This window comes from Desulfosediminicola ganghwensis, from assembly GCF_005116675.2.
Classification (GTDB): Bacteria; Desulfobacterota; Desulfobulbia; order Desulfobulbales; family Desulfocapsaceae; genus Desulfopila; species Desulfopila ganghwensis.
This window is the reverse complement of record NZ_CP050699.1, coordinates 5,008,761-5,035,120: the sequence shown is the minus strand read 5'-3', so window position 1 is coordinate 5,035,120 and position 26,360 is coordinate 5,008,761. Positions and strand designations below refer to the sequence as shown.

Genomic DNA, 26,360 nt, shown 5'->3' with positions numbered 1-26,360 from the left:
ATGCCGGAGCAGTTAGAGTCGGATGTATTTTTCAGCCAACAGGAATCCGGCAAATACGAAGGCCAGTCCGACGATATTGCTGGCGATAAGATAGGCTATGGCATGTGCTGATTCACCTGCACGGAAGAATTGAACACTCTCACGAGCATAGGTTGAAAAGGTAGTGAATCCGCCGAGAAAACCGGTAAAGAGAAACAGTCGGAATTCGTGACTGATCTCAACTCTGTCAAACCAGCTCCAGAAAAAACCTATGAACAGGCAACCGCATACGTTGGCCACGAAGGTTCCTAAGGGGAAGTTACCACCAACTCGGGCAGCCGCTAAAGCAATAAAGTACCGCCCAATTGAACCTATTGAGCCGCCGAGAGCAATTGCGAGTATGTTTTTCATTGCCAATATCGTATCATGGAAAAAGTTATAGGGAGAGCGGACATATACACTGTGCGGGCAGTTATGATAACTTGTAATCCCTTACCATCATTGCCATTGCAGGTCAAGTTGTGAAAGGTTACGGTTACTTAAGAGAGCATTCGGAGAGCGGTTGGTACATTCCACAAGCTCCTTTAATCAGACTCCGGAGTACGGGTTATGGTTCCGTAGACTTGATTTTTTTTCAATTGTTGTGATATATTGAGGAGTTTACGTGATATTGGTTTCTCTGAAAGTGACTGAAATTATTATTTAATTGCCAATATTTTACTGCTCTCAGCGAGAAGCTTTCGGATTGGCTGGAGGGCTGAATTTTACTGGAGGTGGCTGGCATACGGGTTGTGTATTCCTGTGTGAGCGTGGTGCCTTTTTGCGTTTTTTTGAACGGCACATACAGGAAAAAAGATCAGGGACAACTCTGTTAAGAGTTGAAAGTGTAATTTGAGCTACCAGCAAATTGCAGACGCGTATTTGACGTGTGATCCCATACTAACAACTTAAAGACCACTGTTACCGTGTAAATGGCTAAAAACCACAAGAAGAGGAATGGCTGTACCGACAGGTTCGCCAGTTGGGGCACAGCAAAAGATAAACTGGATGCATTCTGGGCCATTTTTGATAAAGATGATTCTGTTCTGGTTATCATAAATGCAGATCCCGATGCACTGGCCAGTGGCATGGCCATAAAAAGATTGCTTAGGTATCGGGTGAAAAACGTCGTGATCGCCCATCCCAATGAGATCCGGCGTATGAATAATGTCTCCATGGTGGAGCGGTTGAAAATTCCGCTTGAGCGCCTTGGCAATGTCAAAATTGGAGACTTCAATAAAACTGTAATGGTCGACTCTCAGCCAAGTCACCTGCCGTGTTTTGAGAAGATGCAGATTGATGTAATCATCGATCATCATCCGGTAAGTGGTGAGTGGGATGCGCCAATTATAGACATTCGTCCGGAGTATGGTGCAACAGCTACCATGATGGTCGAATATCTCCGTGCCGCCGGTATGAAACCATCGGTTGCTCTAGCAACTGCCTTGTTTTACGCAATAAAGGTTGATACCCAGAATTTTGAGAAGAAATCACTGCTTGCGGACGGCAATGCATTTCGATATCTTTTTGATATAGCTAACCGTAACCTGGTACGAAAATTCGAGCTTACCGACCTGCGCAAGTCAGAACTGAAATATTTCAATATAGCTCTTCAGTCTTTGAAATACTCCAAGCGACGTTACTATTCGCATGTCGGTAAGGTTCGCAGCCCTGATGTGCTGGTGATTATCGCCGATTTCCTCAACCACGTTGGAGAGATCGACTGGGTTTTTGTTTCAGGCTATCATGGCGAGAAGCTGGTGGTTATCTTCCGTTGCGACGGCTATCGAAAATCCGCGGGAAAACTTGCCAGCAAGGTTTTCGGTGAAGTTGGTTCAGCAGGTGGCCACAAAGAGGCCGCCCGGGCAGAGGTGCCGCTGAAGAACCTCGATCTCGGTGACAAGGAGTTTACCTCTGCGAGTTTGAAAAGATATATTACGCGTCATATATAGATTGTATAGGTATTGACCGGCAGGGACATGCTGCCGGTCAATACCTATACAATTTCCTGCGGTCCTCACTCTATCGGGAGACCATTGATGCTGAAAACGACCACCCTGGCCATGATCCTTGCAGGAGGCAGGGTCGACGAACTCGACGTCCTAACCTACGGTCGGCCGAAATCCGCGCTGCCGTTCGGTGGGTTCGGCAGGGTTATAGACTTCCCGTTAAGTAACCTGATGAACTCAGAAATTGAGCAGGTTGCCATCCTCAGTCAATATCACAGTTACTCCCTCATCAATCATATCGGCACAGGCGCAGCCTGGGATATGCTTGGCCGTCACCGCGGTATCTCCATTCTGCCGCCATTCATCGGTTCCACCCATAAGGATTGGTACCGGGGTTCCGCCGACGCGGTGCATAAAAACATCGACTTCGTACAGTTCCACGACCCCGAGCACATCCTCATTCTTTCCGGCGATCATATTTATCATATGGATTACGATCATATGATCCGCTACCATCAAGAGCGGGATGCAGACCTGACAATGGCATTGATTCACATCAGTCCGGAAGAGGCTCACCGTTTCGGGGTTGCGACAATTTCCGATGAGGATGGGGCCCGGGGTGGTCGGGTGCTGGAGTATTGGGAAAAGCCTGAGAGCTCCCAGGCGGAATGGGCTTCACTGACGGTGTTCTGCTTCAAACCGCAGGTATTGTATCAGATGCTCCAATTTAATCAGGGGCAGAGGTCGTTCGAATTTGGTCGCGACATCATTCCATATATGATGCGGGCAGGGTACAAAATCTATGGCTACAAGTTCTGCGGCTATTGGGGGTATACACGCACGGTTAATGAATACTGGCAGTCAAACATGGATCTGTTGGGAGAAAAGCCCTTGATCGATATCGAGAACTGGGGATTTCGCACTAACCTCGATCATCGGGATATCCGTGATTTTCAGCCGACGATAGTCGGTGATTACGGCACAGTAACTAACAGTCTGATCTACAACGGCTGCCGCATAGAAGGCACGGTTCGAAACTCCGTTCTTTTTCCAGGCGTGGAGATAGGTCGCAATACCCTGGTAGAAGATTCGGTATTGTTCTTTAACAATGTGGTTGGCCATAACTGCACCCTGACCAAGGTGGTGGCGGATGTGAACACCTATTACGGTGATCATGTACAGATCGGTGCAGGAGGAAAATCCAGCGGGGTTACAGTCATTGGATGGAATAACGACGTACCCGATCAGACTACAATCGGTCACGGAGCCACCATCTGGCCTGAGCTGAATGATGCATGCTGGAAAAAGAAGGTGAAGGCTGGGGAGGTGCTTCGATGAGGAACACCAGACAAGCTCTGGTTTTGCTGCTGGCGGGCGGAGTCGGCAGCCGCCTTAATATTCTGGTCGAGCAGCGGGCCAAGCCTGCGGTGCCTTTCGGCGGCATCTACCGTATTATTGATTTCAGCCTCTCCAATGTCACCAACTCAAGGCTGCAGAAGGTTGGTGTACTCACCCAGTATAAGCCGCTCTCCCTCATGAATCATCTTGGAGCGGGTGAAGCGTGGGATCTCACCGGCAGAACCCGTGGGGTGAAAATACTGCCGCCGCGCACCGGGGCAAAGGATTCTGACTGGTATAAAGGAACAGCAGACGCAGTGCGCAGAAATATAGACTTTATCGAAGCCAACCCCTCAGAAGAGGTGCTCATCCTCTCCGGCGATCATATTTACCATATGGATTTCGAGGTAATGCTCGAATATCACCGCTCCAAAAAGGCGGATGTGACCGTGTCCATGATGGTTGTGCCCAAAAGTCAGATTCGCCACTATGGTGCCGGTATAATCGACGATAAAAACCGCATCATTGACTGGGAGGAAAAGCCTGAGAAGCCTCGCAGTAATCTCGCTTCCATGGGCATTTACGTCTTTGATCGCAATTACCTGCTGGAGGCGCTTGCCCGCAATAAAGATGAGTTGGATTTCGGCATGCACCTGCTGCCCTGGGCCATAGAAAATGATAATGTCTTCGCCTATCCCTTCTATGGCTACTGGCGGGATGTGGGGACTATCCAGGCATATTGGCAGGCCAATATGGATATCCTGAACCCGGACAGTGGCCTGCTCCCCGAGCAGTGGGGGATCATAACCAATGTAGAGTCCAGCCACAGGATATATGACTGGCCTCCGGCAAGATACGGCTATAAGGCCGAACTGCATAATAGCATGATAGCAGCAGGCTGCCGGATAGAAGGTACTGTGGTTAACTCGATACTGGCACCGGGTGTGACGGTGGAAAAGGGCGCTATGGTACAGGACTCCATCCTTTTTGAAGGCTGCACGGTACGGAAAGACGGAGTTGTGGATCTGGCCATTGTCGACAAATATGTGGAAGTGAGCGAAAGAGCGGTGGTTGGCTATGGCGATGGTCATGATGTTGTAAACTGTGCCTCGCCCGATCATCTCTATACCGGGATTACTGTTATCGGCAAACGTGTAACTATACCATCAGGAATAACCATCGGTAGAAACTGTGCGGTACATGGTTTCACTACCGGTGATAAATTTCCAGCTTCGGGGTTGAACGATGGTGAGACTCTGTTGCAGGATGGTACAGTGAAGTAGAGGCTTTTCTATTGGTCTTGCAGCATCAACTGCGGGAGCTTATGTATCCCTGCCAATCATCCGAAACTAGAATATGATATCTATTGCATAGAACGAGCTGAGATGGCTGACATGTCGATGTCACGTGGTACTGGACGAGAAAGTATTTGAGGAACTGAACGGAGCCTTGAAAAGATATTGCGAAAATCACAAACTCGGGTAATATTGCTCACCGAAAATTGCAAATGTTGGCCCCGTAGCTCAGGGGATAGAGCACAGGATTCCTAATCCTGGTGTCGCAGGTTCGAATCCTGCCGGGGTCACCATAGATATTAAAGGCTTACAGGTTCTCACCTGAGGCTTTTTTGTCGTTCCTGTGTAATTCCTGTGTAATCGTGCCAAGAAGTTCAAGTTTCTACTCACCCACATAATCATCGAAAACTACTTTTCCGTCTGACTTCGAGATACCGATAATTCGGCTTGCACCAAATGCAAATCGGTTTGATATTACGTGGAAAAAATAAATATCAGCAGGATCTCTCCCATTGAGGGCATATGCCAAAATGCCTTCAATATTTGGACTTTCGATAAGCTCCAATTCTACATGATCACGTCTGACTTTTGCAGTAGCAATCTGTTTGGCTGAAAAAACAGAGATAGCTTTTTCGCTCATAGGATGGCCCCTTATGCGTTTGATATCTCATAACGTTTTTCCAGCTTGTCCATTGCTGAATCGATGTGTTTGCCGTTCTGGTGGCTGTATTTAACAACCATGTCAAACGATTTATGGCCTGATATCCTTTGCACAGTAGGCAGGTCAACCCCGGCTTGGACAAGGTGGGTAATGGCTGTGTGGCGCAGGGTATGCCGGACAACCTCTCTTTCATTCAATCCGGCTTTTTTTACTACCCGGCGAAAAGGTTTTTCTATTGATACCGTGTGCCCAGTACGGGAAGCTAGTGAAGGGAAAAGCCACTCCTGATCAGTTGCGGCAGCTTTAATGAGGCCTTTAAGGAGATTGGCTAGCCTTTTTGTCATAGGCTGTTCTCTGGCCCCAGTTTTGGCCTGAGGTATGTAAATCACTCTTCGGGATACGTCGATGTGTTCCAGCCTGATTGATAGGATTTCCATTTTCCGCATAGAGGTTGCTAAGCCGATGACAATGAAGGGGTGAATGTGTTCGTTCTGATCCTGCTTGGCGGCTTCCAGAAGTCTTTCGATTTGCTCTAGAGTTAGGTAGACAATCCGTCCCCTGTCTTCCTTGAATTTCTTTATGGCAAACGGCTTGTGAGCAATCCAGTTCCACTCTATTGCCATCGTGTATAGATGGGAAAGGGCCGAGAGTTCTCTATTAATTGTTCCTGGTTTTGCGCCTTCATCTTGGCGGTACTTCTTATAGCGTTCGATATCATATGCGGTGATTTTAGCAATGGGCTTGTCTTTGAAGAATGGTTGCAGATGGCCTTCAAAACGAAACTTCTTCATATACAAATCCTTGCCGCCTTCACTTGCCAGTTTAGTAAGGTACTTTTTTGCCGCCTCCCGAAGACCCAGTACGACCTTTCTGCCCTTTGGTAGTTTTAGCCGCCCTTTCCGGGCCTCTGTTCTAGCCTGCTCGATAAAATCCTCTGCTTGCTTTCTGGTTACACCTTCAGACTCCTTTCCTATTACGCGATGAATCCGTACACCATCGACCATGATATTGACCGTATACCTGCCATCACCATTGGACAGCCGCTCAAATGTTATGCCGTGCTCATAAAGTTTGTTGCCGGGTTGTGTTTTGCGGATACAGGCACGGGTGAGTTTTTCAAATTTGAGGGCCATGTTGCAACCTCCTAGAGTGAGATGTCGTCACTAATTGCTGGTGATTGGTCAGAGACATCTTCCTGTGTTGTAAGATCTTCAATTCCAGCTTCCCCGTCGGTGATTTTACGGACGGTGTCCCAGTTTTCACGTAATAATTTGAAATTAAGTAAAGAAATATCAATGTTTTTAAATGTTGGTGATTGGTCTGGGGCATCTTCCTGAGTAGTATTATCTTCAATCTCAGCTTCCCCATAGGTGATTTTGTGGGTGGTGTCCCAGTTTTCACGTGAATAATTATCAATCAACCTCTTGTGAAACGCATCCCCGAAGTTGCTATCTCGATCTGTATTCCAAAAAAGTGATTGCTCTTTGATCAATTTCCAAGTCCGTTCTTCGTCAAATGTCAGTAGTTCAGGGATATGTACCGCAAGTTTCACCAGACGGTCGGCCTCTTCGACATCCCAAACGTCTTTAAGAGCATCAACAAGATAGTGATTCTCGTTATCGCTTTGGTTTAATTCCATATTTTCAACAGCTTGTTCGATCGCGCATTCTATAAAACTGGACAGAGTACGGCGCTGCTTCCGAGCTGCAAGCTCAGCCGCAAATCTCAACTTCGGATCCAGCCGGACGGTTACAACTTCTGAGCGTGACAGCTTGCCACCTCCTTTTTTCTTGGCCATCATTTCTCCCTCTTTGGAAAAGTTCTGAATAGTTCTGTATTGTAATACAATACACTATCTTGTTGACAGGATACAGGTGTAAAGTTAAAACTATTATTGCGTGTATTGTATGTTATTACATTTTTTCGATTTTAACTATGGAGGTATGTAAATGCAAGAGGAACACACGATTGAAACGCCATTTGTGAAGATGTATCCAGATGGCAGGATGGACACTAAAAATGCGGCTCTCTATCTTGGCCTTGAAGAAAAGACCTTGGCCATGAAGCGGAGTTACGGAACTGGTCCACGCTATATCAAACCTGGTCGGATTTACTATTACAAGAAGGACCTGGACGCTTGGATCCGGGAGGCGAAGAAGGCGAGCAGCACAGCGCAAATGCGAGTGTTGAAGCAGCAGACATGAGTCCAAATGAAATTCCAATCTTGGTAGGTACTGGCTAGAGAGTCTGTAGCAAGGTGTTCATTGTTCCCCTGGAAGGGCATCTGCTCTGAAAATGCAAACGAAAAGAAACTGACAGATCATGTCTGCTGCTCTGGCCTGACATTGGGTTGGGGCTATGGGCTGCGAAACAGGGGGGTTGCTAAAAAAGCCAGACAACCAAGTTGGGAGATAAAATTTGTGTTTTCCGGCCCTCTCGATTCAGCACTGAATGAAAAAAACGTGAATTCGTACGTAGGATTCGTCATTCCCTTTCAACGTGTGTCTGGTAGCGTAATTTTTCGGATCGTTAAAATTTAACCCTCGGAAAAAGTGATTTCCGAATGATTTCAGACCTAAAAGGAGATAAGTGGAGACAAAAAATAACACAAAGACAAGAAAGGGGAGTAAGCGGGAGTATGAACTCAATCTCATGCAGAAGGCAAAACGGAATCCCACTAGCAGGAAAGCGGCTATCTACGCTTACTGCTTCCACTGTCACGGTGGCACCGAAAATGAAATGCCCGACCCAGGATGGCGGGGTGTCATCCGCACCTGCACGGACCCTGGTTGTCCCCTGTACGACCACAGGCCGTTCCAATAATATCTGAAAACATGGCCGTAGACCGCGCGGCAGGCACAAATCTGGGACCCCAAGGCAGATGTTCCACGCCCTTCCCATATGGAGTACCTGTTGTGACGGTTATAGCAATGGGGGAGCAACGGTGTGAGAAAAGGTAATAAACAAAACCTTGAGTGGAGCAAAAAACAGAGAGGGACCTGGATTGCCACGGAGATGATCCGCTCAGACGCGTTTCGAGTCCTGACCAGTACCGAAAAGGAAATTCTTTTGTACCTGCTGACGCTCCGGCAATTTCCTAAAGGCCGAAAGCGGGATTATTGGAACCCGATCAACAAAAACAAGTTCAAGGCTCCGGTGATTGGGATCAAGGAGTTTTTCGATGGCAGTTTTTATGGGATGAAGTCTGCTCCACCTCATCACGACACGATTCGTAAGGCTTTTGTAAAGCTCATGGCGGTAGGGTTTATAAGCCTGAAGTACCAAGGGGGGAACGGGCCGGAAGACCAGAACCTCTACGGCTATGAAAACGAGTGGCGAACGTGGAAAAAGGGCGATCCCCCCTGCTTTGAAAAGGACCCGATGGCCTTTAGCAAAGGCTTCTGCCAGCCAGGATCAGGGAAGTATTACACCAAAAAGTCAAAATAGAAGAGGGGGGCGAGATTACGTGTCAAGTCACACGTGGACTCACGTGTCTAACACGCAGACTTCCCCTTTTTACCCCCGTGAACCTACCTACCTTGAAAACGGCGCGATCCCAGGTCGGTAAATGGTTTACGTCAGAATTCGCAAAATCAGCTTACCCCCGCGAGCCTACGTGCTCTTCATGTAAGCCATACTACAACACATTAATGGGACTCATGACCAAAAAAATCATCCATCAAACCATGTTGGAAATCGGTGGTACAGTCGTAAGCAAATACAAAGCGGTCGGTGACGAAGCAGAAGTGGTCCTGATTGTCAAAGCTGACGATATGTTTTTCGGTGTATTGGCCTGCGGTCGACAAGCCTATCGAGCCGATAAAATCAAGCGCGGTCAAGTGGTCGAGGTGAAAGGTCCAATAGTGGACTATTCGAGGTCGGATGAGTATGGCAAGTGGAAACTAGCGTACTCGGTTAAGTGCGAACGGCTTCGGCTCGGTGATGAGATTGTCCGTGTCAACGACCCGCTGGAAGACTATCCCGAGATGCCGAAGTACAAGATATTCGAGAAGTGCGAGGAACTTAGCCGCAGCTAAATATAGGCCGGACTATGGGGCGGATCATCTATTGCCGAAAGACTTTGTGACCACTAGAGGGCGCCAAACTTTCCATCCTGTAGTGTAAAGAACCAGGATACTTCCTCCCCCAGAAAAAAAGCATCTAGCCGAAAGAATCGTCAAGTCGCACTGGCAAACACTCTGCCTTATCAAGCTAATCAAGAAGGCTACCGAGGGAAGCGTGAAAAGCGTCATCCTGCGGCAAGATGGTGAGCATAAATGTACTTAAGGCACTACTTAAATTCAAGGAGGATCCTGCAACGCCCAAATGGTCTGAGAGCCTGTCTTTTCACGCCGACCAGCGCAGTAGCACCGCATGGCTATAGTTAAATATTGCAGAGTTTATCTAGTGAAATCAATTGATTGTTGGAAAAGGGCATGGGCCAATATGGATGTCTCAAACGGCATTGAGGCTGATGAATGGGACTCCTGGAAATTCACGGATGTGGGGGAGGGGAGGAAAAAGGGGGGATGTCTATATTTAGGTTCATGATATATCGCTTTGACTATCTCAGGAAAACGATCAGTGCTCTAACATGAATAGATGGGGGATAGTTCCTTGCAGAACTGGAGACCCGATCTGGCATCCACCAAATGAAATGAGCAATTAATCTGGCAGACTCTGCATTAATCATGCTCCGAGTCTGTTCTGTAAAGCGCTCCGGCCGCTGTATATTACATGAACGTACACAGCTAACGTGGTTTTAAAGGATGCGTTTTTTGTATTTTATTCCAAACAGTAGCTGGGGCTCGTAGTTTCTAAATACCTAACCGAGGAGCACTTGGGAAGATATTGTGGAAACAGCCAGTTACTACGATCGATTCTGGGGTGGTTACTGGTGTTGCATAAACAAAACTGTCGACGATATTAACTCAATAAGGCAGGAACCCAACAACTTGTCCCTGCCTTTGCAATAAAAAACATACCGCTATATTACTTCACCGTGCATGTTTCTATGTTATCCTCAGGGACATATAGCAATGATTCCTTATCTACGCTATTCACGCAAAATCCATACAAAGGCTTCTTTACCTGCTCAGTAGTACGTATCACTACAACTCCATTATTGTCAGATACCCCGCTTAACGTCTCATTGAAGTCACCAGCAAATGTTCCGGTAACAGTAGCACCAGCAACGGGTTTGAAATAATCGTCAAAAAGGGTGACTGTCACTTCACCGTAACTTCGCCCTTGGCTTCCTTTAAGAGTTGAAGCGGTAATAGATCCAACATGAATTGTACTAGCGGTGCAGATTGACGGACCAGCAGCGGCAACAACCGAGGTGTCAGTACTTGTAGCCCCTTCATCATCGGTCACGGTGAGATATGCATCATAAAAACCAGGGTACAAATCTGTGATTGTTGGGTTTACGCCGTTAGTGGTCATATCGTGAGCAGCATCACCTCTATATACGAGTTCCCAATAATGTGAAACTACAGATCCATCAGGGTCATATGAGGCACTACCATCAAGTGTGACAGTGTCAAAGACAACTTGATCAGCCCCTGCTTTTGCTATAGGTGACTGATTGACCGGAATCACCCCCAACCAGGGATAAGCATTGGGATTTGGTGCATGTAACCATTCGGAATAATCAACTCTTCCTACTAGAGGATTGTCGTAGAAGTCCCATATATTATCAATATTTGCAGTAGCACCTTTCAAATCCATTTCGGCTGTAGTTTCCATATCCCAATAATTGTATCGACCATCGATCACAATGTCTTGACTATCTTGGAATCCGGTATATTTGACAGAGTATCCATATACATTAAGCATGTTGGTATTGTTTATTGTTATAGTTGAATATTCGTTAATATATACTCCATATTCAACATTTTCTATCGTATTATTTGAAATCACAATTGAATGGTTCCTGCCTATTGCGAAAGCAGCACCAGAAATATTGTAAAAATAATTGTTATTAGCAATTGTATTATTAGCATCCCAAGACCCTATTGCTTCAGAACAATTTCTGAATACATTGTTATAGAACCTATTATCCGATCCTCCTTCCAGGCTGATAGCTTTTTTTGAATACTCTATAATGGTTCCATTAATTTCAGAGCCAATGTTGTCGAGAAGCCTGATCCCGACCCAATCATCTTTTTGTTGCGGGATAAAGTTTGAAGTAAATATTATTTCATTACCCTGAGTACCCAAAGTTCGAATATTTCCTTGAACAGTAAGTATGTATAATCCATTGAAACGTACTTGGACACCTGCTTCAATTGTTAATGTGGTGCCAGGGTTTACCAATATTCCCCCGGTAACAATATAAGGGCTTCCTGCTAAATCCCAAGTGGTATCAGTATCAATAACACCTGCCACATCTGTTGCATGTGCCGCGCAGTTAACCAAAACAAGACCAATAATAACACAAAATCGAATTAAAGCTTTGACACGAGATGTCTTCATGATATCCCTCCCTATTTTTTATCGGATCCCCCTAAATCTCAACAAGTAAATAATATTTAGAGTTGGTCACAGTTTGATATCCTAGGCAGGTCATAATCATCATTGATGACCATACTAGGAGAAACGACATGGTTAGGAACAAAGTTTAACGTCAGAAAATATGGTAAAATAGAGCATTACCGATAAAGGTTTTCAAAGCGCGTTGGCTTGCTAACTGAAGGTGCCGCAAGATGCGGTCATGCCAAACATTGCCTGGTTTCAATCCGAAATTTTTTTCAGTTTCGTAACTATCTATACAATTGCTCACTTACAACCGACCAATTTTTAAGAGGGTAGGCCAGCGCTCATTATGCGACAATTGCAGGGCGTTTCAGTCAACGCTGCTATGAACATGAAGCATAAACTGAGGCACGACATGAAAGTCTCCGATGACAGTCTTGCTCTCAAGGGTTTAGCGGAAGGTCATGGCGCTTAATGGGGTGGTAAAAGATTCGGTGGTAAGCGTGGTCAGAGGGCACCCCCAAGACCCCATTTCTTGCTTCCGTAGTCCTCAATGAAAAAGGTCGTCCGGTTCATATGAGAATGATCAACGTGAGTTCTTTTTTCTCTAGAGTACTTAGCAAGTGGTCGTTGAAGCATATTTACCACGAAAGCGTTGTAATTTGAGGTGAGCTAGGCCGTTGTGGGGAGTTGCTGACAACTTTGCTTTCCGCGACGTTGTCAATACAAGTGAGATTTATCCCTATCCTGACAACAAGATTTTCCATTGGATCTGCATCATGATCAGCGAGGCCAGAAGAGCCATATATGGTACATATCAGGCTGCGAGTACAAAGCATTTGCCGAGGTATTTGGCTGAACTCTGTTTTCGTTTCAGTAACCGCCTTTATATGGGTGGTATGATCGGCTCATTTTTTCTATATTCCGCAGTTACTATGCTAATATCTCAGCGTTATTTAATATTTGTTGATAATGAGGAATCATCAGAACGTGAGAAAGCAAAACCACCTCATTAAATGCATTTCTGCCATATTGTTCCAGATCCGTGGCTTCTCTCACTGCATTGTAACAGGTTTGGTATCATCATAAGTGAAAGACTAGCGAGGTGTCAAGCGTGTGTTAGGTGTTTGTGTGTTGTCACTAAACGGTCTTCTTGTACCTACTTACACTGCTGTCTCACAAATAATAACGTGATTACGGATAAATAAAGGCTCGGAGAGCTTCTTGTGTTATAGTGAATTTGCGAAAAACAATATAATAACAAGGAGATCCGAGCCATGGCTCATTCTAGCACAATCCTAAATCAGATTGCTTCCTTTTTCCCAAGACATGATTTTGAGAAACTGGCAAGAAAGCATCATCATGGACAAAAGTTTCGCTCCTTCAACAGATGGAGCCAGTTTCTCGCCATGACTATAGCCCAACTCACTTCCAGAAAGAGCCTTCGTGACTTAGTCAGCAACCTGGCCGTTCAAAAGTCTCGTTTGTATCATTTGGGTATGAGGCCAACTAGTCGGGCCACCTTGGCTCGTGTCAATGAGCAACAGCCTTATGAGACTTTCAAAGCCATGTTCTTTCAGCTTTTGCATAAGTGCCAGGCGAATGCTCCGAAGCATAGGTTCAAGTTCAAGGGTAAAATTTATTTACTCGATGCAACGATGGTCAATCTCTGTCTCTCAGTGTTTCCGTGGGCTAACTACCGCAAAACCAAGGGTGCCATGAAATTGCATTTTGGCCTTGATGCAAGTGGCTATCTTCCAGTCTTCATGGATATGACGGAGGGCAAAAAACATGAAATCGAATGGGCACGATCTCTTAACCTGCCTGCCGGTTCTTGTGTAGTTTTTGACCGAGGGTTCACCGATTACACTTGGTACGAGACCCTCGACAAACGCAAAATAACGTTCGTAACACGGCTTAAAAGTAATGCAAAAGTCTATCGCTACGGCAACCGACGTAAACCCGATTCTCCTGATGTTCTTGAAGACCAAAAGATAAAAATTCCAGGATATCAGTTCACTTTTCGACGGATTATCTATGTTGATCCAGAAACGGGCATTGAGTATCAGTTTGTGACAAATTCGAGGAAACTCAAAGCATCAGAGGTTGCTGCAATTTATAAAGAACGCTGGCAAATCGAACTGTTCTTTAAGTGGATCAAGCAACAACTAAAAGTGAAGACGTTTCTTGGAACATCTGAAAACGCAGTACTTACACAGCTATGGATTGCCCTCTGTGTCTATCTAATGCTGTCGTATTTTAAATTCATGGCCAAATTCAAAGGATCGCTCACGCAACTGCTCAGGCTATTGCAATTGAACATTTTTGAAAGAAGACCGTTGGCTGACTTGTTAAAGCCGCCTGACAAACCAGGAAAAACACAATTTTCGCCACAACTTGCATTGTGGAATTAACTATGAGACAGCAGTGACCTACTTAGTATTACAGCGAAATCCTGCGTAGTCGACATTGTATAGTCCTTCTGAATATTTATGTTACCTAATTTGTGTAACGTAGGCTCAGAACCATGTCGGGTAATCAACGTACTTGGTTATAATAACGTGCTCTTGCTCAATTATCGCCTTGTGAAAGATCTTGTGTAATTCCTGTGTAATTGTGCGCAAAAAACAAAAGAATTTGTCAGAATACTGATGACTTATTGGGAAATAGTAAATGATTATTTTATTGAAATATCGATTAATTAAGCAGAAAAATGCTTTTTTTAGAATAACAGCATTGAATCTTCCTAATCCTGGTGTCGCAGGTTCGAATCCTGCCGGGGTCACCATATATATTGAAAGGACTAGCAAGTGATTTCAGCTTGTTGGTCCTTTTTTGTTTGCATTTGAAATTCATGAGACTAATTTTTTTCTGCAGTTGTGTGTGAAATCATGTGATAAAAAGCAGTAGTGATCAGAGATAGTCTTTTACACAGAGAATTTCTATATGTTCATTCTTCCGAAGATATTTTTTTATAGGTGCACTTTTTGATCGCATTAATTTTATACGACCTTCTGCTTTAGCAGTCTTCTTTTGTTTTGGTGCAAAAAAATCTATATCTTCAGTAATTACGTAACCACTCCCTGTTCTTTCTGCGCACGTTTTGGCTACTCTTATATACCAAATATCGCGCTCTCCTTTTGGGAATCCAAGATTATACAGTGATTTGGACAGATCTGGGTGGTTGTTGGTTGGCACAAGTTCAATGTGCCCATTAGTCATCCTCTCTATAATCCAAGCATCAAACCACTCTGAACAGATAGGTTCCTTCCATTCATGTTCAATTATCCCGCCATCATCAAGTATTAGTATGTGCCTTAATGAGGTATCTTCAAAAATTGGTTTGCTTGATTTAGTGAGACAGCAAGGGCCTTCGAGTACTGCCTCTTCGTAATAGTTCTTGAAAATGTTAGCATCAATTGTAATTCGCGGCATTTGGGGGACCAAGTTAGTTTGTGGTTTGTCTGAAATGTCTGATTTTAGCTAGTTTTTTAGCTTCCTCCAGTCTAATAGGAAAAAAACCCTCTGGCCACTCTTCAGTGAAAATGCCATTTTCATCTATCGGAATAGTTTTAATAAATTTCGCATTATTTTTAGGATATACATAGTGTATTGCTATATCCTCTGGAGATATAAGCCCTTCTGCTATATGTTGTTGAATTCTTACGATTAAGTGTTCACTGTGTGTTTCGATAATAGACTGAATATTTTGTGAATATAATGAGAGGAAGAAATTGCCAAGTTCAGCTTGTGCTTTAGGGTGTAGATGTATTTCTGGCTCTTCTACCATTAGGACTGAGTTGGGGTCTAAATTGAAGCCTGCGACCAGGATCGGGATAATTTGGCTGTTGCCGTAGCCGACATCCGAAAAGTTTTGGTATTCTCGTGTGACAGGGTTTTGGATATGTAATTCATAATATCTGTCTGAAATATTGACGATTTTAATGTCAGAAGCAATGCCAGCCCTATTTAACCATTCGACTACTTGATTTTTAATGTCTCTACTTTTTGAACCCTTTCGGAGTGCATCCATCATAAGGATATTTGGTGCGTTTTCGCCATTAGATCCAACACGCCTATTCCTTTCTCCAGAAAACATATAAGATCTGGAAGGAGGGACTCTCATTGCACCAATATATTCCATTCCAGTTAGTATGTGATTTACTTCATCAAGATAGTATGGGAGGTTGCGCAATGTGGATCTGGTATCTCTAATGATAGATGCTCGAAGAGAATTGTCATCTTCTGTTGGCGTTGGAACAAACAAAGCTCGAGGCAAAAAATGAAATAATCTTAAATTATTTGATAAAAAAGATCTGATGTTAATTGGGATTTCAGTCTTCTTTATTTTTTGAATAATATGCTTTTCTGAATCATCAGAATAGTGAGAATGAAATATTTCTATTCCATTTCTAAAAAATTTAATTTCTTTAAGTATAACTTCTCTAATTGACGATCTGTATTTGTACTTTAAGTTAACCCTGATTCGATCACCTTTACGTGCAAATCTTCGTACTCCTGTAGCAGCTCTACCTCCAGAAGACTTAAGCGATAGTGTTATTTCAAAATGCCTTCTAGTATTATTGTTGAATACTACATCCTTGTAGGTACCAAAATCACCCATGTTACCATTTAAGAGCAATGGTACGTTAGTGTCATAACTTTCCAGTGTTTGCGACAACATTCTCAACGATGCAAGAACTGATGATTTTCCGGAATTATTAGGCCCCAGTAAAATTGTAATTGGTTTTAATCGTAGTGATGATCTTTCAAAGGCTTTGAAATTTCTTAGATTAATTCTCGTTATCATAGCTTCTTTCTCACTGGCATTGATTTTGGATGCGGGGATATGTGATTGATGTATTGATTTTTTAAAAAAACGACTGGAGTATCTTTAGTTGATTAACATTTTATTGGCTGATATCTATTCTGGCCGCCTCAAATTGTCTTATAACTTCATGCTTGGCCTTGTTGATAGCATGGATATATGTTTCTGTAGTTTTCCTGTTTTCCTGTTTTCATGTCCAAGAATTTCTTGGATATGAGTGACGGGTATATTGATGTTTTCCATCAGGCTAGCACCTGCATGCCGTAGAGGGTGAAACCGAAAGTATTTAACACCTGCCTTTTCACACAGAGAGCGCATGAATCTTTTACGATCTTTATATGGTCCAGTTACAACTTTACCTTCATTTCGAGAATAATACCTGTGCCAAAATACCCATGGTATTGCTTGGCTTCGCATATCACATCTACGAGTAAGTACCTCACAGAGTTTTTGGGTCATAGGTATGAGACGAGGAGTTTTGGTGCCGTGCTTTTTCTTGCGAGTATGGAGAGTAATAGTGTTGTTTTCAAAGTCGATGTCCTCCCACTTCAATCGGTTAATCTCACGTGATCGGGCAAGTGTATCACGCAAGCACCACAAGTAATCGAGTTGTTCCGCGCTGGCTACAGCGAACACCTTATCGATATCATGCTGAGATGGTACATAAACTTTTCGTTTTTCTACTCTCATCATGTCAACAACTGAGGCGGGGTTATGTTGAACATAGCCTTTCTTGATTCCCCAGTTAAAGAGAGAACGAAGGTGTCTTAACTCTTTGTTAGCAGTTTGATTGGATATTTTGCTTCGTTCGTCCCTCAATTCTGTTATTAGTTCAATAGTTATCTCAGTGCAAGTTAAACCTGACCATCTTTTCGCCCATCGCCTTGCATGGTAAACTGTGTCCATGTAGAATCAATCGGGGACAGACCAGAATGGCGCTAGTTTAAGCGTGTTTTATAGGTGAAAAGCAACTGAATATATTGGCAAAAATTGGTATAATTTGCTATGCGAAACCAACACCAAATCATGCCAATGTTGCCCGGTTTTCACCTTCCCAAACGAGGTAGAAAACCTCATAGCCAACAACAAAAATTTGCTCGAAAAATCACTTCCCTCAGACAGAACTCTTTTAAACAGATAGGAGAGATTTTTGGGCAATTCATTCCCACGAAATTGCTCAAACAGGATCCTTCGGGAAAGATGAGCAGACGACGTTTGTTTACCAAGGAAAACACTTTTTGGTCCTTCTTAGGCCAAGTCCTTGATGCAGACGGTGGATGTAGAGAAGCTGTAAAAAAGTTGCAATCATATGCATCTAACCACGGCCTTCGGCTTCCATCATCATCTACCGCTTCATATTGCTGTGCACGTAAGAAATTAGATGAAAATCTGCTTGTTGAGGTGTTTCAACATACTGCTAAATGGTCCGGAGCACGACGTGCATCTCATTCATTAAATGATCGCCAGGTAATTGTTGTTGATGGGACAGGTGTTACAATGGCGGATACAGCAGAAAATCAAGAGCTTTGGCCACAGTCATCGAACCAGAAACCAGGATGCGGCTTCCCCTCAGCACGAATATGCGCATACTTTTCATTGCAAACCGGAACAATGCTCAGCTATGCCATCGGTAATAAAAAGAGTAACGAACTTCCATTGTTCCGTAAGCAGTGGTCCACCTTTGAGGCTGGTGATATCTTTCTTGGTGATAAAGGTTTTTGTAGTTACTTCGATTTAGCCGAGCTGAAAAAACGCTGTGTTGATAGTGTGATAACACTTGCTCGTAGAAAACCAGTCGGTAGGAAAAACTGCATTAAAGAATTCGCTCCTGATGATCTACTGATTGAATGGAAAAAACCAGTATACAGGGAAATGGTGTCGTATTCGCGGAAAACCTGGGAGGACCTTCCCGACAAACTCGTTATGAGACAAATCAAAGTAAAGGTGACTCAATCAGGGTTTAGAACAAAAGAATTTCATATTGTTACCACGCTAATCGATCAAGATCAGTACCTGAAAGACGAAATTGCAGCGTTATACCTTAAGCGTTGGGATGTCGAACTTTTCTTTCGTGATATCAAGACAACGATGGGATTTGATATCCTCCGGTGCCAATCGCCTGAAATGATAAAGAAAGAAATTTTAATGTACTTCATAGCGTACAACTGCATCCGGCGCATAATGTTACAAGCGACACAGCTGGTAGACATTGATATCCGGTCTATCAGTTTCAAAGGAAGTCTACAGGCTATTAGAAGTTGGGAACCACGGTTGGGGTCCTCTAGGTTGAGCACAAATGAAAGACAAAACATGCTCTCAGATTTATCCTTTGTCGTGGCTCGTTGCAAAGTTTTCGACAGGCCTGGACGAAGCGATCCGCGGTGTCTTAAGCGAAGACCAAAACCTTATCAGTTACTCAACAAACCTAGGAGTGAAATGGTCGAAATACAGCATCGGAGCAGATATGAAAAAAAGGCTTAAACTAGCGCCATTCGGGACAGACCACGATTGATTCTGACTCTCCTCTTTGCATGATGCTGTAGGGATGACGTGGTCAAGTAAAAATCACAATAATTCAAATAATTGGACAATTTCTGTTCAAGAACTTATCTGAAGGGTGTATGTGGCAATCTCTCCAGCCATCAGTTTCACTCTAAACAATGGTCTGCCCCCAGTATTTGTATAATATTCGTTAGACATGATGAAGCTAACTCTTAATCGGCTCTAGTTTTCACAGAATGTGATTATAAGGGTGCCCAGAACAAGGCTGTTTTAGAGGTGAACAAGAGGAAGGTGGTATATAGGTAGTACTGGAAGAATTTCTGATCTTCGATATGGCAATTTCAACTAGATGCGGGTAAGCGGCGGGCCGCCCAGGGCGCCCTCAGCTTACCCGTCGGTGAGGTGTGTATCCTCATTCGGTCAACAACTGCATCCACCTGTTCCGCAGGATGTGGAGTTGCATCCGCCCCCTGTAGTTGGCAATGGCTTTGTCGTGCTGATGCTGAAACCGGATTTTGCACCGGCCTCCACATAATCTACGGTTATGGAACCGCACTGCTCAAGCAGGATTTTCTCCACCAGAAAGGTAATCTCGTTTTTTTTGAAGGACTCATCAGTCGCTTTCTCGTCATCCAGAGCAAGGCCGAGCGTCTGACCTGCGCATCCCCCAGGTAAAAGTGCCACCCTGAGAGGTGAAGAGATATTATTGGCTTGCAAATATTCGTGCAGTTTATCGACTGCGAGATCGCTAACGTTTAACATGGTTTTCACTCTGGTAAAGTTGATTGGTTATCTGGATGTTATGAAATGTAATTGATATTCCGCCACATTCGACCAGTGTCTGCTCTTTTAAGTTATTTCGCAAATTCATCCAGACACTCCAGCAACAACGTAGCGCTGGATCCAAGAACAGGGCCACCGCCAAAAACCATTGCCATGCCCGCAGCCTCGAGTATCTCCTCCCGGGTACAGCCTGCCTCAAGGGCCTTTTGGCAGTGAACGGCGATACATTCGGGGCAGCGCGTATACAAAGCGACGCCGATTGCCACAAGTTCCTTCTCTCGGTAGGTCAATGCGCCGTCTTTGGCGGCAGTTCCCATAAAGCCAGCCATGGCGGGGATTGTCTCGGGCATTGCATCGGTCAGAGTTCCCATTCCTTTCTTGAAGTGCTGGACTATCTCTCTTGCGTTTGTCATTTTATTTTCCTTGCCGGTTATTGATTCATGCTTGTCCATTAGGTTTACTTCTACTGTTTCCCCGAACCCGGACACTACTGGGCGAAAAGCAGGGAGTTGTCGACAGTACTTTCTGTGAGTACTGTGCATTCTGCAAAACTCCCTGATGCTAAAATAAATATACCGATGTGGCAAATAGGAAAAACCTATAGATTGGAACCTACCCATCATATGAGACCGGCTTGAGGGTACAGCTCCGCTTGAGCTTCGACAATACATATCATTGATGACCCAATTCATGTTTTAGGTGGGATCATACCTGTCGTAACTGGTCAAAAGGGGAGTGGTATTTGGCAGCGAGTGTCTGAGCAAAAAAAAGCAGAAAGTGATGTCAAACATCACTTTCTGCTTAAAGGAAAGACGTTGTATTCAACTGGTGTGGCGTTACCTGCTGTTACACATAGTCAAAGTCTTTATCTGAATCAAACCATTTGTCACGACCTGTATGCAGCAGCAGACAGATACAACCCATAATGATGTAGGCAAGAACAAATGGAGATGTCGGATAGAATCCAAGCAATGCGCTGTGGATCAGACCGAACATGGAAAGACCAGCCGCTGCAAATGCGACAATACCAGCTTTATCGAGACGTCGATCGATAACAGCCACCACAAAGGTGCCCAGGATAATGCCGATAATGATGGACCCGGCCTTAACCGCAGGCACACCATTCCACATAACGCCTGCTTCCAGCAGATTCTGGGTCAGTTCTGCCCCATAACCTGAAAGTCCTGATGGCTGAGGCTCCGCCCAGACGCCGGTGGTGCCGACAGCACCTGTAACCTGGGTGTAGAGGTAATCTGCAATCGGCGGAACCATGGCAATACCGACACCTGCATAGTGCTTGGGCTCACAGGCCCTGAAAGCCTGTGAAAGCATGATGGTTGCACACCAGAGATAGGTGATGGCGGCTACGGCCGGCGGTACCAGACCGCTGAAAAAGGTAAACAAACCAAAAATACCGGAAAAGCCAAGCAGGAGACCACCAACCCATGAAAAGCCGATACATGCACCGGCCTTTTTAAGACCAGCGTGTCCAAGCCATACGGTATTCGGGACAACACCACCGAAGAGGGCAGAGATCATGGTTGCGATACCATCTGCAAACTGTGCCTCTCGCACATTATAGTTGTCGCCAGCTGCATTTGCCGATTCGACATTATCCATGGTCTCGATGAAGTTATATACTTCGATTGGGATAATTACCGAGAGATAGGGAAGCACTATGGCAAAGCCGCTTAACAGGGCTTCGAAGCCATTTACCGGATTTGGTGCATAGAAGCCTATGCCGCTGAAATCAATTTCGGTTCGACCCAAAATGTAGGCGTAGACAATACCACCGATAATTGCCACTGCAAAAGGTGGGATTTTCTTTGGAAAGAGGTAGCCGCCAAAGAGCCCCATAACGGCAACTGCAAGAATTGGCAGACCGACTATCGGGTCACTATAGAGATCAAATACGCCCTGGGTAGACATCCAGATAAAACCGATACCGGCAACGGTACCAAGAAGTGCTGCCCGCGGAATTCTCTTTTTGAGCCATGGACCGATAAAACCACCTAACAGCTCAATGAAACCACCGATAAAACAAGCGGCAACTGCTGCTGCCCACTCAAGCTCGGGATTATCAAGCGCATAATGCAAAGGCATGATCACACCGAACAGAATAACAAACATTGCCGGAGTGGAAACACCTGAAGGCAGAGCAGTCACATCGGTGCGACCGGTTCTTTGGGCAAGACGATGTGCGCTGTAGGCATAATACAAGCCGCTTGCCAGGAGTCCCATAGACAGACCTGGAATAACGCGACCATAAACGATTTCATCCGGCCAGCCAAGAACGCCGGATAATGTAGCAATAACAATAATATAGTTGACTATGTTGTTGGCCAGAATATAGGTCAGACCACCAACATCGCCCTTGCAGAATAAGGGAAGCTTGGTTTTCATTTAATAAATCTCGTTAAATCAATCAGTGTTTATGCTTCAATGGAAATAAAATCAAATTTGGTCACATCAAAGAGACCCATATCTGTCAGTTTTATTTCAGGAATAACAGCAAGTGACATAAAGCAGAGGGTCATCACCGGCTCAACATCAGGGCTTACGGAAAGAACATCGTGGGCCTTTTCATGGATGGCTGTGAGTCGTGCGTCCACCCATTCGCCACTCTGATCACTCATAAGGCCTGCAATCGGCATTGGCATGCTCTCCAGCACCTGCCCATCGTTAACAAGGACAATGCCGCCATCCTGAGCAATCAGGGATTCTACGGCAAAAGCCATATCCTTATCATTTACACCTACCACGATGATATTGTGAGAGTCATGGGCCACAGAAAGAGCAATGGCTCCCTGCTTGATTCCATACCCTTGAAGCAAAGCAACAGCTACATTGCCAGTATTTTGATGGCGTTCTACCACGGCAACCTTTACAACGTCCTGCTCCTTGTTGTAGACAAATTCGTTGTCACTTTTTCTTGCAATCTCGACAACTTCTTTGCTGGTAACCACGCCGCCGGGCAATATATTGATGACATGGGCTTTTTCAGATTGAATAACAAGTTTCAACTTCTCTACCGAAAAGTCTTTAACCTTGAAACTCCCCTTGGTGGAGGCGATATCATGACGTTTTATTTCAGGAAGATAATCTCCCTTATCAGCCACCATCTCTCCATCGACCCATACCTTTTGAACGGTAAAGTCGGTAAGATTGTCAACCAGTACAATATCTGCCTTGAGACCGGGGGCTATGGCGCCACGATCTTTTAAGCCGAAGCATTCAGCTGCATTCAGGGTCGCCATCTGAATTGCCATGATCGGATCGATCTTTTCCTCAACACAAATGCGCAGGTGATTATCCAAATGGCCGATGCTGAGAATAGTCTTCGGCTGGCAATCATCGGCGCAGAACAAACAGCGTTTGCTGTTAGTCGGGGTAACACCCTTGAGCAGTTCTTTAAGGTCATGGCAGGCTGATCCCTGACGCAGAAGAACGTACATTCCCCGTGCGATACGATCATGCATTTCCTCGACAGTAGAACACTCGTGATCTGTTTTGATCTGGGCGCTTGCATAGGCGTTAAGGGCATTGCCGGAAACACCCGGGCTGTGGCCATCAATCGGTTTGCCGGCGTTTTTGGCCACAATCAGTTTATCCAAAACGTCATCGAATCCATTGATAACACCAGGGAAATTCATGAATTCTCCGAGACCAAGCACTTCCTCGCGCTTGATTGGGGCTTCCATGGCCTCTGCATCAATAGTGCAACCGGCATGCTCAAAAGGTGTGGCCGGCACACATGATGGCAACATCATCTGCACATCAAGGGCGGTTTCCTTCGAGGCATCAATCATGTAATCAAGCCCCTTCAAACCACAAACATTGGCGATCTCATGGGGGTCGGCAATGATGGTGGTCGTACCGTGGGGAACCACCAAGCGGCCCAATTCTTCGGGGCTCACATAGGATGATTCGATATGAATGTGGCTATCGATAAAGCCGGGAGTGGCGTACTGCCCCTCGGCATCCAGCTCGTTTGTAGCGGAATAGTCACCAACACCGGCAATCAGGCCATCGACCACGGCAATATCGCCCTCGATGACCTGGCCGTTATAAACATCGACCACTTTGGCGTTTTTGATAACTAAATCGGCTTCTTCTCGGCCGGCAGCAACGTCTATCAAGTGTTTGAGATCTTTTCTTTCCACGTGTTCACCTCTTACTTGCTTGGATTAAGACCAAGAATCGGGTCGAAGGTTGTGAGAGCAATACAGTCCACTGGGCCCACATCGGTGATTGCGTAATCAGGGATTGCAGTAATAGGTAAAAAGAACATGTACATGAGTGGATCTGGAAGATCGCAGCCAAGGGCGTTTGCTGCTTTAGTCAGCTCTACTTCCCGGGAGGCAATCTCCCGGGCATCCAGATCGCTGACAATACCGCCAACAGGAAGTGAGAGGAATTCAATGACTTCACCGTCTGCAACGATGACCTGACCACCACCGTTTTCAATGAGGTGATTCACAGCAATGGACATATCGTTTGCATCAGCACCCATAACAACAATGTTGTTATCATCCGGCGCGGCAGAGGAGGCCATGGCACCTTTTTTCAATTTCCAGCCGGAACAGAAGGCTAATGACTTGTTGCCATTGCGGCCGAATCTTTCGAGCACGGAAACCATCAACACATCTTGTTCAGTATCTGGCTGAACAATATGATTCTCAACTTTCAAAGTGACATCGCGGCGCTTGCGAACAAATGGGCCAACAACATTCATGGAGAGCACTTCTGCCTCACCAGTTTCCATATCAACCCGGTACTCGAAGTCTTTTGGAGTGGTTTTCGCGCACTTCAATTCGCTACTGAGGATTGCACTACGCTTTGGAGACTTGAGTTCATAGGTGAGTTCTTTGTTTTGCGCAACAAATTTGCCGTCTGTTAGAACAGCATCAACATTAAAGCTCTCAGGGCTATCTACCAGCACGATATCGGCAATTTTACCAGGAGTAATAGAACCGACTAAGTGATCTATTCTATAGGCTTCGGCACTGTTAATAGTCGCCATTTGGATTGCGATCATTGGATCGACACCTTCTTTGATAGCAAGGCGAACCACATGATCCATATGGCCTTTTTCTAATACATCGGTGGCTGTTACATCATCGGTACAAAAACTCACCCTTCTCGCAAGCTGTGGGTTTACTTCGGTCACTGCCCGCATATTTTCTTGTAAAAAGTGGGTGACAGAAGACTCGCGGATGAGCATGTGCATGCCGTTACGCATCTTTTCGACAACTTCTTCATGATCATAACTTTCATGGTCAAGTCGTACGCCGGCACAGAGATAACCGTTCAGATCCTTACCTCTTGCCATGGGAGCGCAGCCAAAAATAGGCATTCTGTTGTTATGCGCTTCGGCAAGGGCGCCGAGGGTGTCATCATCTTCTTCAATGACAGCTTCGCGCACAGTTTCCCAAACACCAAAACACTCTGGCCACTGCTGTACTTCTTTGTGAACTTTCTGGGTGAAGTTAAAAGCTACTGTAGATTTCGGGAAAGTATAAGGGGTCTTATATGGGGCTCCCCAAAAGACTTTGAGGGGGCTGTTCTTAATTTCTGCAAAAACTTCCTGAAGACCTTCCATTCCGGAAACGGAAATATATTCATCAAGCCCGGAAACAATACTGGTTGTACCACAGGGAACCACGGCTTTGGCAAAGCTGGTAATGCTTAACTTGCTACACTCACTGTGTAAGTGACCATCAATCAAGCCGGGAACCAGATATTTGCCTGTAGCATCGATTATCTCTGTTTCGGGACCGATGTAATCTTGGACATCACCAATTGCGACGATAATGTCATCATGAATGGCTACATCTGCAGGATATACCTCACTTGACATGACATTGACCAGGTTACCTCCCTTTACAACTCTGTCGGCCGGTACAAGGCCACGGCCTGCACGAATTCGGTGCTTCAACCTATCTTTACTCATTTGCATAAATCCTCCTACATAGAGTTATGAGATAGGCCGTCCATTTCTGGCAAATCAGGCTTCCCGTCCTGCAACACATACCTCGACGAATTTATAACGAGTTTAAGCAGACTTAGGTTAGTCGCTCACAGAAAAAAAGGGTTATACTAAACTTTATCAGGATTTTTTCAATCTTTTTGAAAGAGATCTCTTTCTGACCTAACTTTCAATAAGTGTAGCTTGCCGATTGTTATTTATACAGGTCACTGCCCGGACAAGAGAGGAGAGTTCTTTCAGGAAATTCAGGGGAGCCATCGGAACGAGTTGGAACGAACCAAGAAGACCTCCATTGCAACGCCCTATATGATCGTCAGTCATGACAGCGCAAAACTGAAAGCCCCTTCAAGTGGTGAAGAACCATAATATTATAGTTTCTATTCCTATCTGGTCACATTGATGTGGAAATGTTTGTTTCGACCCTGGAGTAACATGTAGTGATTTTATGAAGATATAACACTACAAGGTTATTTGTTACTTGCTGATAATTAGAGAAAATTATATGTGATAGATCGGCATA

General features: G+C 44.9%; 22 protein-coding genes and 1 tRNA gene. 10 read left to right on the top strand and 13 right to left on the bottom strand.

Annotation, left to right across the window (positions count from 1 at the left end; genetic code table 11):
- Nucleotides 1-12: 12 nt before the first annotated feature.
- Nucleotides 13-390, bottom strand: coding sequence for a fluoride efflux transporter CrcB (gene crcB / locus FCL45_RS21670; RefSeq protein WP_136798042.1), 378 nt, complete (start codon nucleotides 388-390; stop codon nucleotides 13-15).
- A gap of 560 nt (nucleotides 391-950) precedes the next feature.
- Between crcB and FCL45_RS21665 the strand changes: the two genes are divergently transcribed.
- The 4 genes from FCL45_RS21665 to FCL45_RS21650 all read left to right on the top strand — a co-directional run bounded on the left by FCL45_RS21665 (nucleotide 951) and on the right by FCL45_RS21650 (nucleotide 4,893).
- On the top strand, nucleotides 951-1,970 hold the full coding sequence (locus FCL45_RS21665; protein ID WP_136798041.1) for a DHH family phosphoesterase: 1,020 nt from the start codon (nucleotides 951-953) through the stop codon (nucleotides 1,968-1,970).
- Nucleotides 1,971-2,057: 87 nt separating this feature from the next.
- Nucleotides 2,058-3,305 carry a glucose-1-phosphate adenylyltransferase family protein gene (locus FCL45_RS21660; protein WP_136798040.1) on the top strand — a complete coding sequence of 416 codons (1,248 nt, stop codon included), beginning with the start codon at nucleotides 2,058-2,060 and terminating at the stop codon, nucleotides 3,303-3,305.
- On the top strand, nucleotides 3,263-4,588 hold the full coding sequence (locus tag FCL45_RS21655) for a glucose-1-phosphate adenylyltransferase family protein (protein ID WP_228721394.1): 1,326 nt from the start codon (nucleotides 3,263-3,265) through the stop codon (nucleotides 4,586-4,588). The genes FCL45_RS21660 and FCL45_RS21655 overlap by 43 nt, the downstream gene beginning before the upstream one ends.
- Before the next feature lie 229 nt (nucleotides 4,589-4,817).
- Nucleotides 4,818-4,893, top strand: a tRNA-Arg gene (locus FCL45_RS21650).
- A gap of 89 nt (nucleotides 4,894-4,982) precedes the next feature.
- On the opposite strand, the gene FCL45_RS21645 is transcribed toward FCL45_RS21650, so the two are convergent.
- The 3 genes from FCL45_RS21645 to FCL45_RS21635 are packed head-to-tail and all read right to left on the bottom strand — an operon-like array spanning nucleotide 4,983 to nucleotide 7,062.
- Nucleotides 4,983-5,240 (bottom strand): hypothetical protein, encoded by a 258-nt coding sequence (locus tag FCL45_RS21645; RefSeq protein WP_136798039.1) that lies wholly within the window; start codon nucleotides 5,238-5,240, stop codon nucleotides 4,983-4,985.
- An 11-nt stretch (nucleotides 5,241-5,251) separates the two neighbouring features.
- Nucleotides 5,252-6,394, bottom strand: a complete 1,143-nt coding sequence (locus FCL45_RS21640; RefSeq protein WP_136798038.1) for a tyrosine-type recombinase/integrase — start codon at nucleotides 6,392-6,394, stop codon at nucleotides 5,252-5,254.
- A gap of 11 nt (nucleotides 6,395-6,405) precedes the next feature.
- Nucleotides 6,406-7,062 carry a hypothetical protein gene (locus FCL45_RS21635; RefSeq protein ID WP_136798037.1) on the bottom strand — a complete coding sequence of 219 codons (657 nt, stop codon included), beginning with the start codon at nucleotides 7,060-7,062 and terminating at the stop codon, nucleotides 6,406-6,408.
- A 148-nt stretch (nucleotides 7,063-7,210) separates the two neighbouring features.
- Here FCL45_RS21635 and FCL45_RS21630 point away from each other — a divergent pair, with 148 nt between their 5' ends.
- The 3 genes from FCL45_RS21630 (at nucleotide 7,211) to FCL45_RS21620 (ending at nucleotide 9,298) form a co-directional block, all read left to right on the top strand.
- A complete protein-coding gene (locus FCL45_RS21630; RefSeq protein WP_136798036.1) occupies nucleotides 7,211-7,465 on the top strand; it encodes a helix-turn-helix transcriptional regulator in 255 nt (84 codons plus the stop codon).
- A 742-nt stretch (nucleotides 7,466-8,207) separates the two neighbouring features.
- Nucleotides 8,208-8,708, top strand: coding sequence for a hypothetical protein (locus FCL45_RS21625; protein ID WP_136798035.1), 501 nt, complete (start codon nucleotides 8,208-8,210; stop codon nucleotides 8,706-8,708).
- A 212-nt stretch (nucleotides 8,709-8,920) separates the two neighbouring features.
- The gene (locus FCL45_RS21620; RefSeq protein ID WP_176360083.1) at nucleotides 8,921-9,298 is read left to right on the top strand and encodes a hypothetical protein; all 378 of its coding nucleotides are present in this window, start codon (nucleotides 8,921-8,923) and stop codon (nucleotides 9,296-9,298) included.
- A 955-nt stretch (nucleotides 9,299-10,253) separates the two neighbouring features.
- Here the strand turns inward: FCL45_RS21620 and FCL45_RS21615 are convergent.
- A complete protein-coding gene (locus FCL45_RS21615; RefSeq protein ID WP_136798033.1) occupies nucleotides 10,254-11,738 on the bottom strand; it encodes a right-handed parallel beta-helix repeat-containing protein in 1,485 nt (494 codons plus the stop codon).
- 680 nt (nucleotides 11,739-12,418) lie between these two features.
- Here FCL45_RS21615 and FCL45_RS25430 point away from each other — a divergent pair.
- Together FCL45_RS25430 and FCL45_RS21605 are read left to right on the top strand one after the other, a co-directional pair.
- Complete coding sequence (locus FCL45_RS25430; protein ID WP_136798032.1) at nucleotides 12,419-12,754, top strand: transposase; 336 nt, start codon at nucleotides 12,419-12,421, stop codon at nucleotides 12,752-12,754.
- Between the two features lie 261 nt (nucleotides 12,755-13,015).
- A complete protein-coding gene (locus FCL45_RS21605; protein WP_176359988.1) occupies nucleotides 13,016-14,152 on the top strand; it encodes an IS4 family transposase in 1,137 nt (378 codons plus the stop codon).
- Between the two features lie 499 nt (nucleotides 14,153-14,651).
- Here FCL45_RS21605 and FCL45_RS21600 read toward each other — a convergent pair whose 3' ends face one another.
- The 3 genes from FCL45_RS21600 to FCL45_RS21590 form a co-directional block, all read right to left on the bottom strand.
- Nucleotides 14,652-15,173, bottom strand: a complete 522-nt coding sequence (locus tag FCL45_RS21600) for a hypothetical protein (RefSeq protein WP_136800021.1) — start codon at nucleotides 15,171-15,173, stop codon at nucleotides 14,652-14,654.
- 13 nt (nucleotides 15,174-15,186) lie between these two features.
- Nucleotides 15,187-16,548 (bottom strand): AAA family ATPase, encoded by a 1,362-nt coding sequence (locus FCL45_RS21595; protein ID WP_136800020.1) that lies wholly within the window; start codon nucleotides 16,546-16,548, stop codon nucleotides 15,187-15,189.
- 138 nt (nucleotides 16,549-16,686) lie between these two features.
- Entirely contained in the window at nucleotides 16,687-17,472 is a 786-nt protein-coding gene (locus FCL45_RS21590) for a tyrosine-type recombinase/integrase (RefSeq protein WP_217907617.1), read from the bottom strand.
- 120 nt (nucleotides 17,473-17,592) lie between these two features.
- Between FCL45_RS21590 and FCL45_RS21580 the strand changes: the two genes are divergently transcribed.
- A complete protein-coding gene (locus FCL45_RS21580) occupies nucleotides 17,593-19,047 on the top strand; it encodes an IS4 family transposase (RefSeq protein ID WP_217907577.1) in 1,455 nt (484 codons plus the stop codon).
- Nucleotides 19,048-19,488: 441 nt separating this feature from the next.
- Here FCL45_RS21580 and FCL45_RS21575 read toward each other — a convergent pair whose 3' ends face one another.
- From FCL45_RS21575 to FCL45_RS21555, 5 genes are all read right to left on the bottom strand, one after another.
- Nucleotides 19,489-19,830 carry an IscA/HesB family protein gene (locus tag FCL45_RS21575; RefSeq protein ID WP_136799735.1) on the bottom strand — a complete coding sequence of 114 codons (342 nt, stop codon included), beginning with the start codon at nucleotides 19,828-19,830 and terminating at the stop codon, nucleotides 19,489-19,491.
- A gap of 92 nt (nucleotides 19,831-19,922) precedes the next feature.
- Nucleotides 19,923-20,264, bottom strand: a complete 342-nt coding sequence (locus FCL45_RS21570) for a carboxymuconolactone decarboxylase family protein (protein ID WP_167495915.1) — start codon at nucleotides 20,262-20,264, stop codon at nucleotides 19,923-19,925.
- Nucleotides 20,265-20,697: 433 nt separating this feature from the next.
- Complete coding sequence (locus FCL45_RS21565; protein ID WP_136799733.1) at nucleotides 20,698-22,254, bottom strand: xanthine/uracil/vitamin C permease; 1,557 nt, start codon at nucleotides 22,252-22,254, stop codon at nucleotides 20,698-20,700.
- 29 nt (nucleotides 22,255-22,283) lie between these two features.
- Entirely contained in the window at nucleotides 22,284-24,014 is a 1,731-nt protein-coding gene (ade, locus tag FCL45_RS21560; RefSeq protein WP_136799732.1) for an adenine deaminase, read from the bottom strand.
- Nucleotides 24,015-24,025: 11 nt separating this feature from the next.
- Entirely contained in the window at nucleotides 24,026-25,810 is a 1,785-nt protein-coding gene (locus FCL45_RS21555; RefSeq protein ID WP_136799731.1) for an adenine deaminase, read from the bottom strand.
- Nucleotides 25,811-26,360: the final 550 nt, after the last annotated feature.

Excerpts from the sequence above, each read along its gene's own strand:
- FCL45_RS21640 (WP_136798038.1), bottom strand. The coding sequence starts at position 6,394 with ATGGCCCTCAAATTTGAAAAACTCACCCGTGCCTGTATCCGCAAAACA.
- FCL45_RS21595 (WP_136800020.1), bottom strand. The coding sequence starts at position 16,548 with ATGATAACGAGAATTAATCTAAGAAATTTCAAAGCCTTTGAAAGATCA.
- FCL45_RS21660 (WP_136798040.1), top strand. The coding sequence starts at position 2,058 with ATGCTGAAAACGACCACCCTGGCCATGATCCTTGCAGGAGGCAGGGTC.
- FCL45_RS21620 (WP_176360083.1), top strand. The coding sequence starts at position 8,921 with ATGACCAAAAAAATCATCCATCAAACCATGTTGGAAATCGGTGGTACA.
- FCL45_RS21630 (WP_136798036.1), top strand. The coding sequence starts at position 7,211 with ATGCAAGAGGAACACACGATTGAAACGCCATTTGTGAAGATGTATCCA.
- FCL45_RS21590 (WP_217907617.1), bottom strand. The coding sequence starts at position 17,472 with ATGGACACAGTTTACCATGCAAGGCGATGGGCGAAAAGATGGTCAGGT.
- FCL45_RS21655 (WP_228721394.1), top strand. The coding sequence starts at position 3,263 with ATGCTGGAAAAAGAAGGTGAAGGCTGGGGAGGTGCTTCGATGAGGAAC.
- FCL45_RS21665 (WP_136798041.1), top strand. The coding sequence starts at position 951 with ATGGCTAAAAACCACAAGAAGAGGAATGGCTGTACCGACAGGTTCGCC.
- FCL45_RS21570 (WP_167495915.1), bottom strand. The coding sequence starts at position 20,264 with ATGACAAACGCAAGAGAGATAGTCCAGCACTTCAAGAAAGGAATGGGA.
- FCL45_RS21645 (WP_136798039.1), bottom strand. The coding sequence starts at position 5,240 with ATGAGCGAAAAAGCTATCTCTGTTTTTTCAGCCAAACAGATTGCTACT.
- FCL45_RS21605 (WP_176359988.1), top strand. The coding sequence starts at position 13,016 with ATGGCTCATTCTAGCACAATCCTAAATCAGATTGCTTCCTTTTTCCCA.
- FCL45_RS21580 (WP_217907577.1), top strand. The coding sequence starts at position 17,593 with ATGCCAATGTTGCCCGGTTTTCACCTTCCCAAACGAGGTAGAAAACCT.
- FCL45_RS21555 (WP_136799731.1), bottom strand. The coding sequence starts at position 25,810 with ATGCAAATGAGTAAAGATAGGTTGAAGCACCGAATTCGTGCAGGCCGT.
- FCL45_RS21600 (WP_136800021.1), bottom strand. The coding sequence starts at position 15,173 with ATGCCGCGAATTACAATTGATGCTAACATTTTCAAGAACTATTACGAA.
- FCL45_RS21635 (WP_136798037.1), bottom strand. The coding sequence starts at position 7,062 with ATGATGGCCAAGAAAAAAGGAGGTGGCAAGCTGTCACGCTCAGAAGTT.
- FCL45_RS21575 (WP_136799735.1), bottom strand. The coding sequence starts at position 19,830 with ATGTTAAACGTTAGCGATCTCGCAGTCGATAAACTGCACGAATATTTG.
- FCL45_RS21615 (WP_136798033.1), bottom strand. The coding sequence starts at position 11,738 with ATGAAGACATCTCGTGTCAAAGCTTTAATTCGATTTTGTGTTATTATT.
- crcB (WP_136798042.1), bottom strand. The coding sequence starts at position 390 with ATGAAAAACATACTCGCAATTGCTCTCGGCGGCTCAATAGGTTCAATT.
- FCL45_RS21565 (WP_136799733.1), bottom strand. The coding sequence starts at position 22,254 with ATGAAAACCAAGCTTCCCTTATTCTGCAAGGGCGATGTTGGTGGTCTG.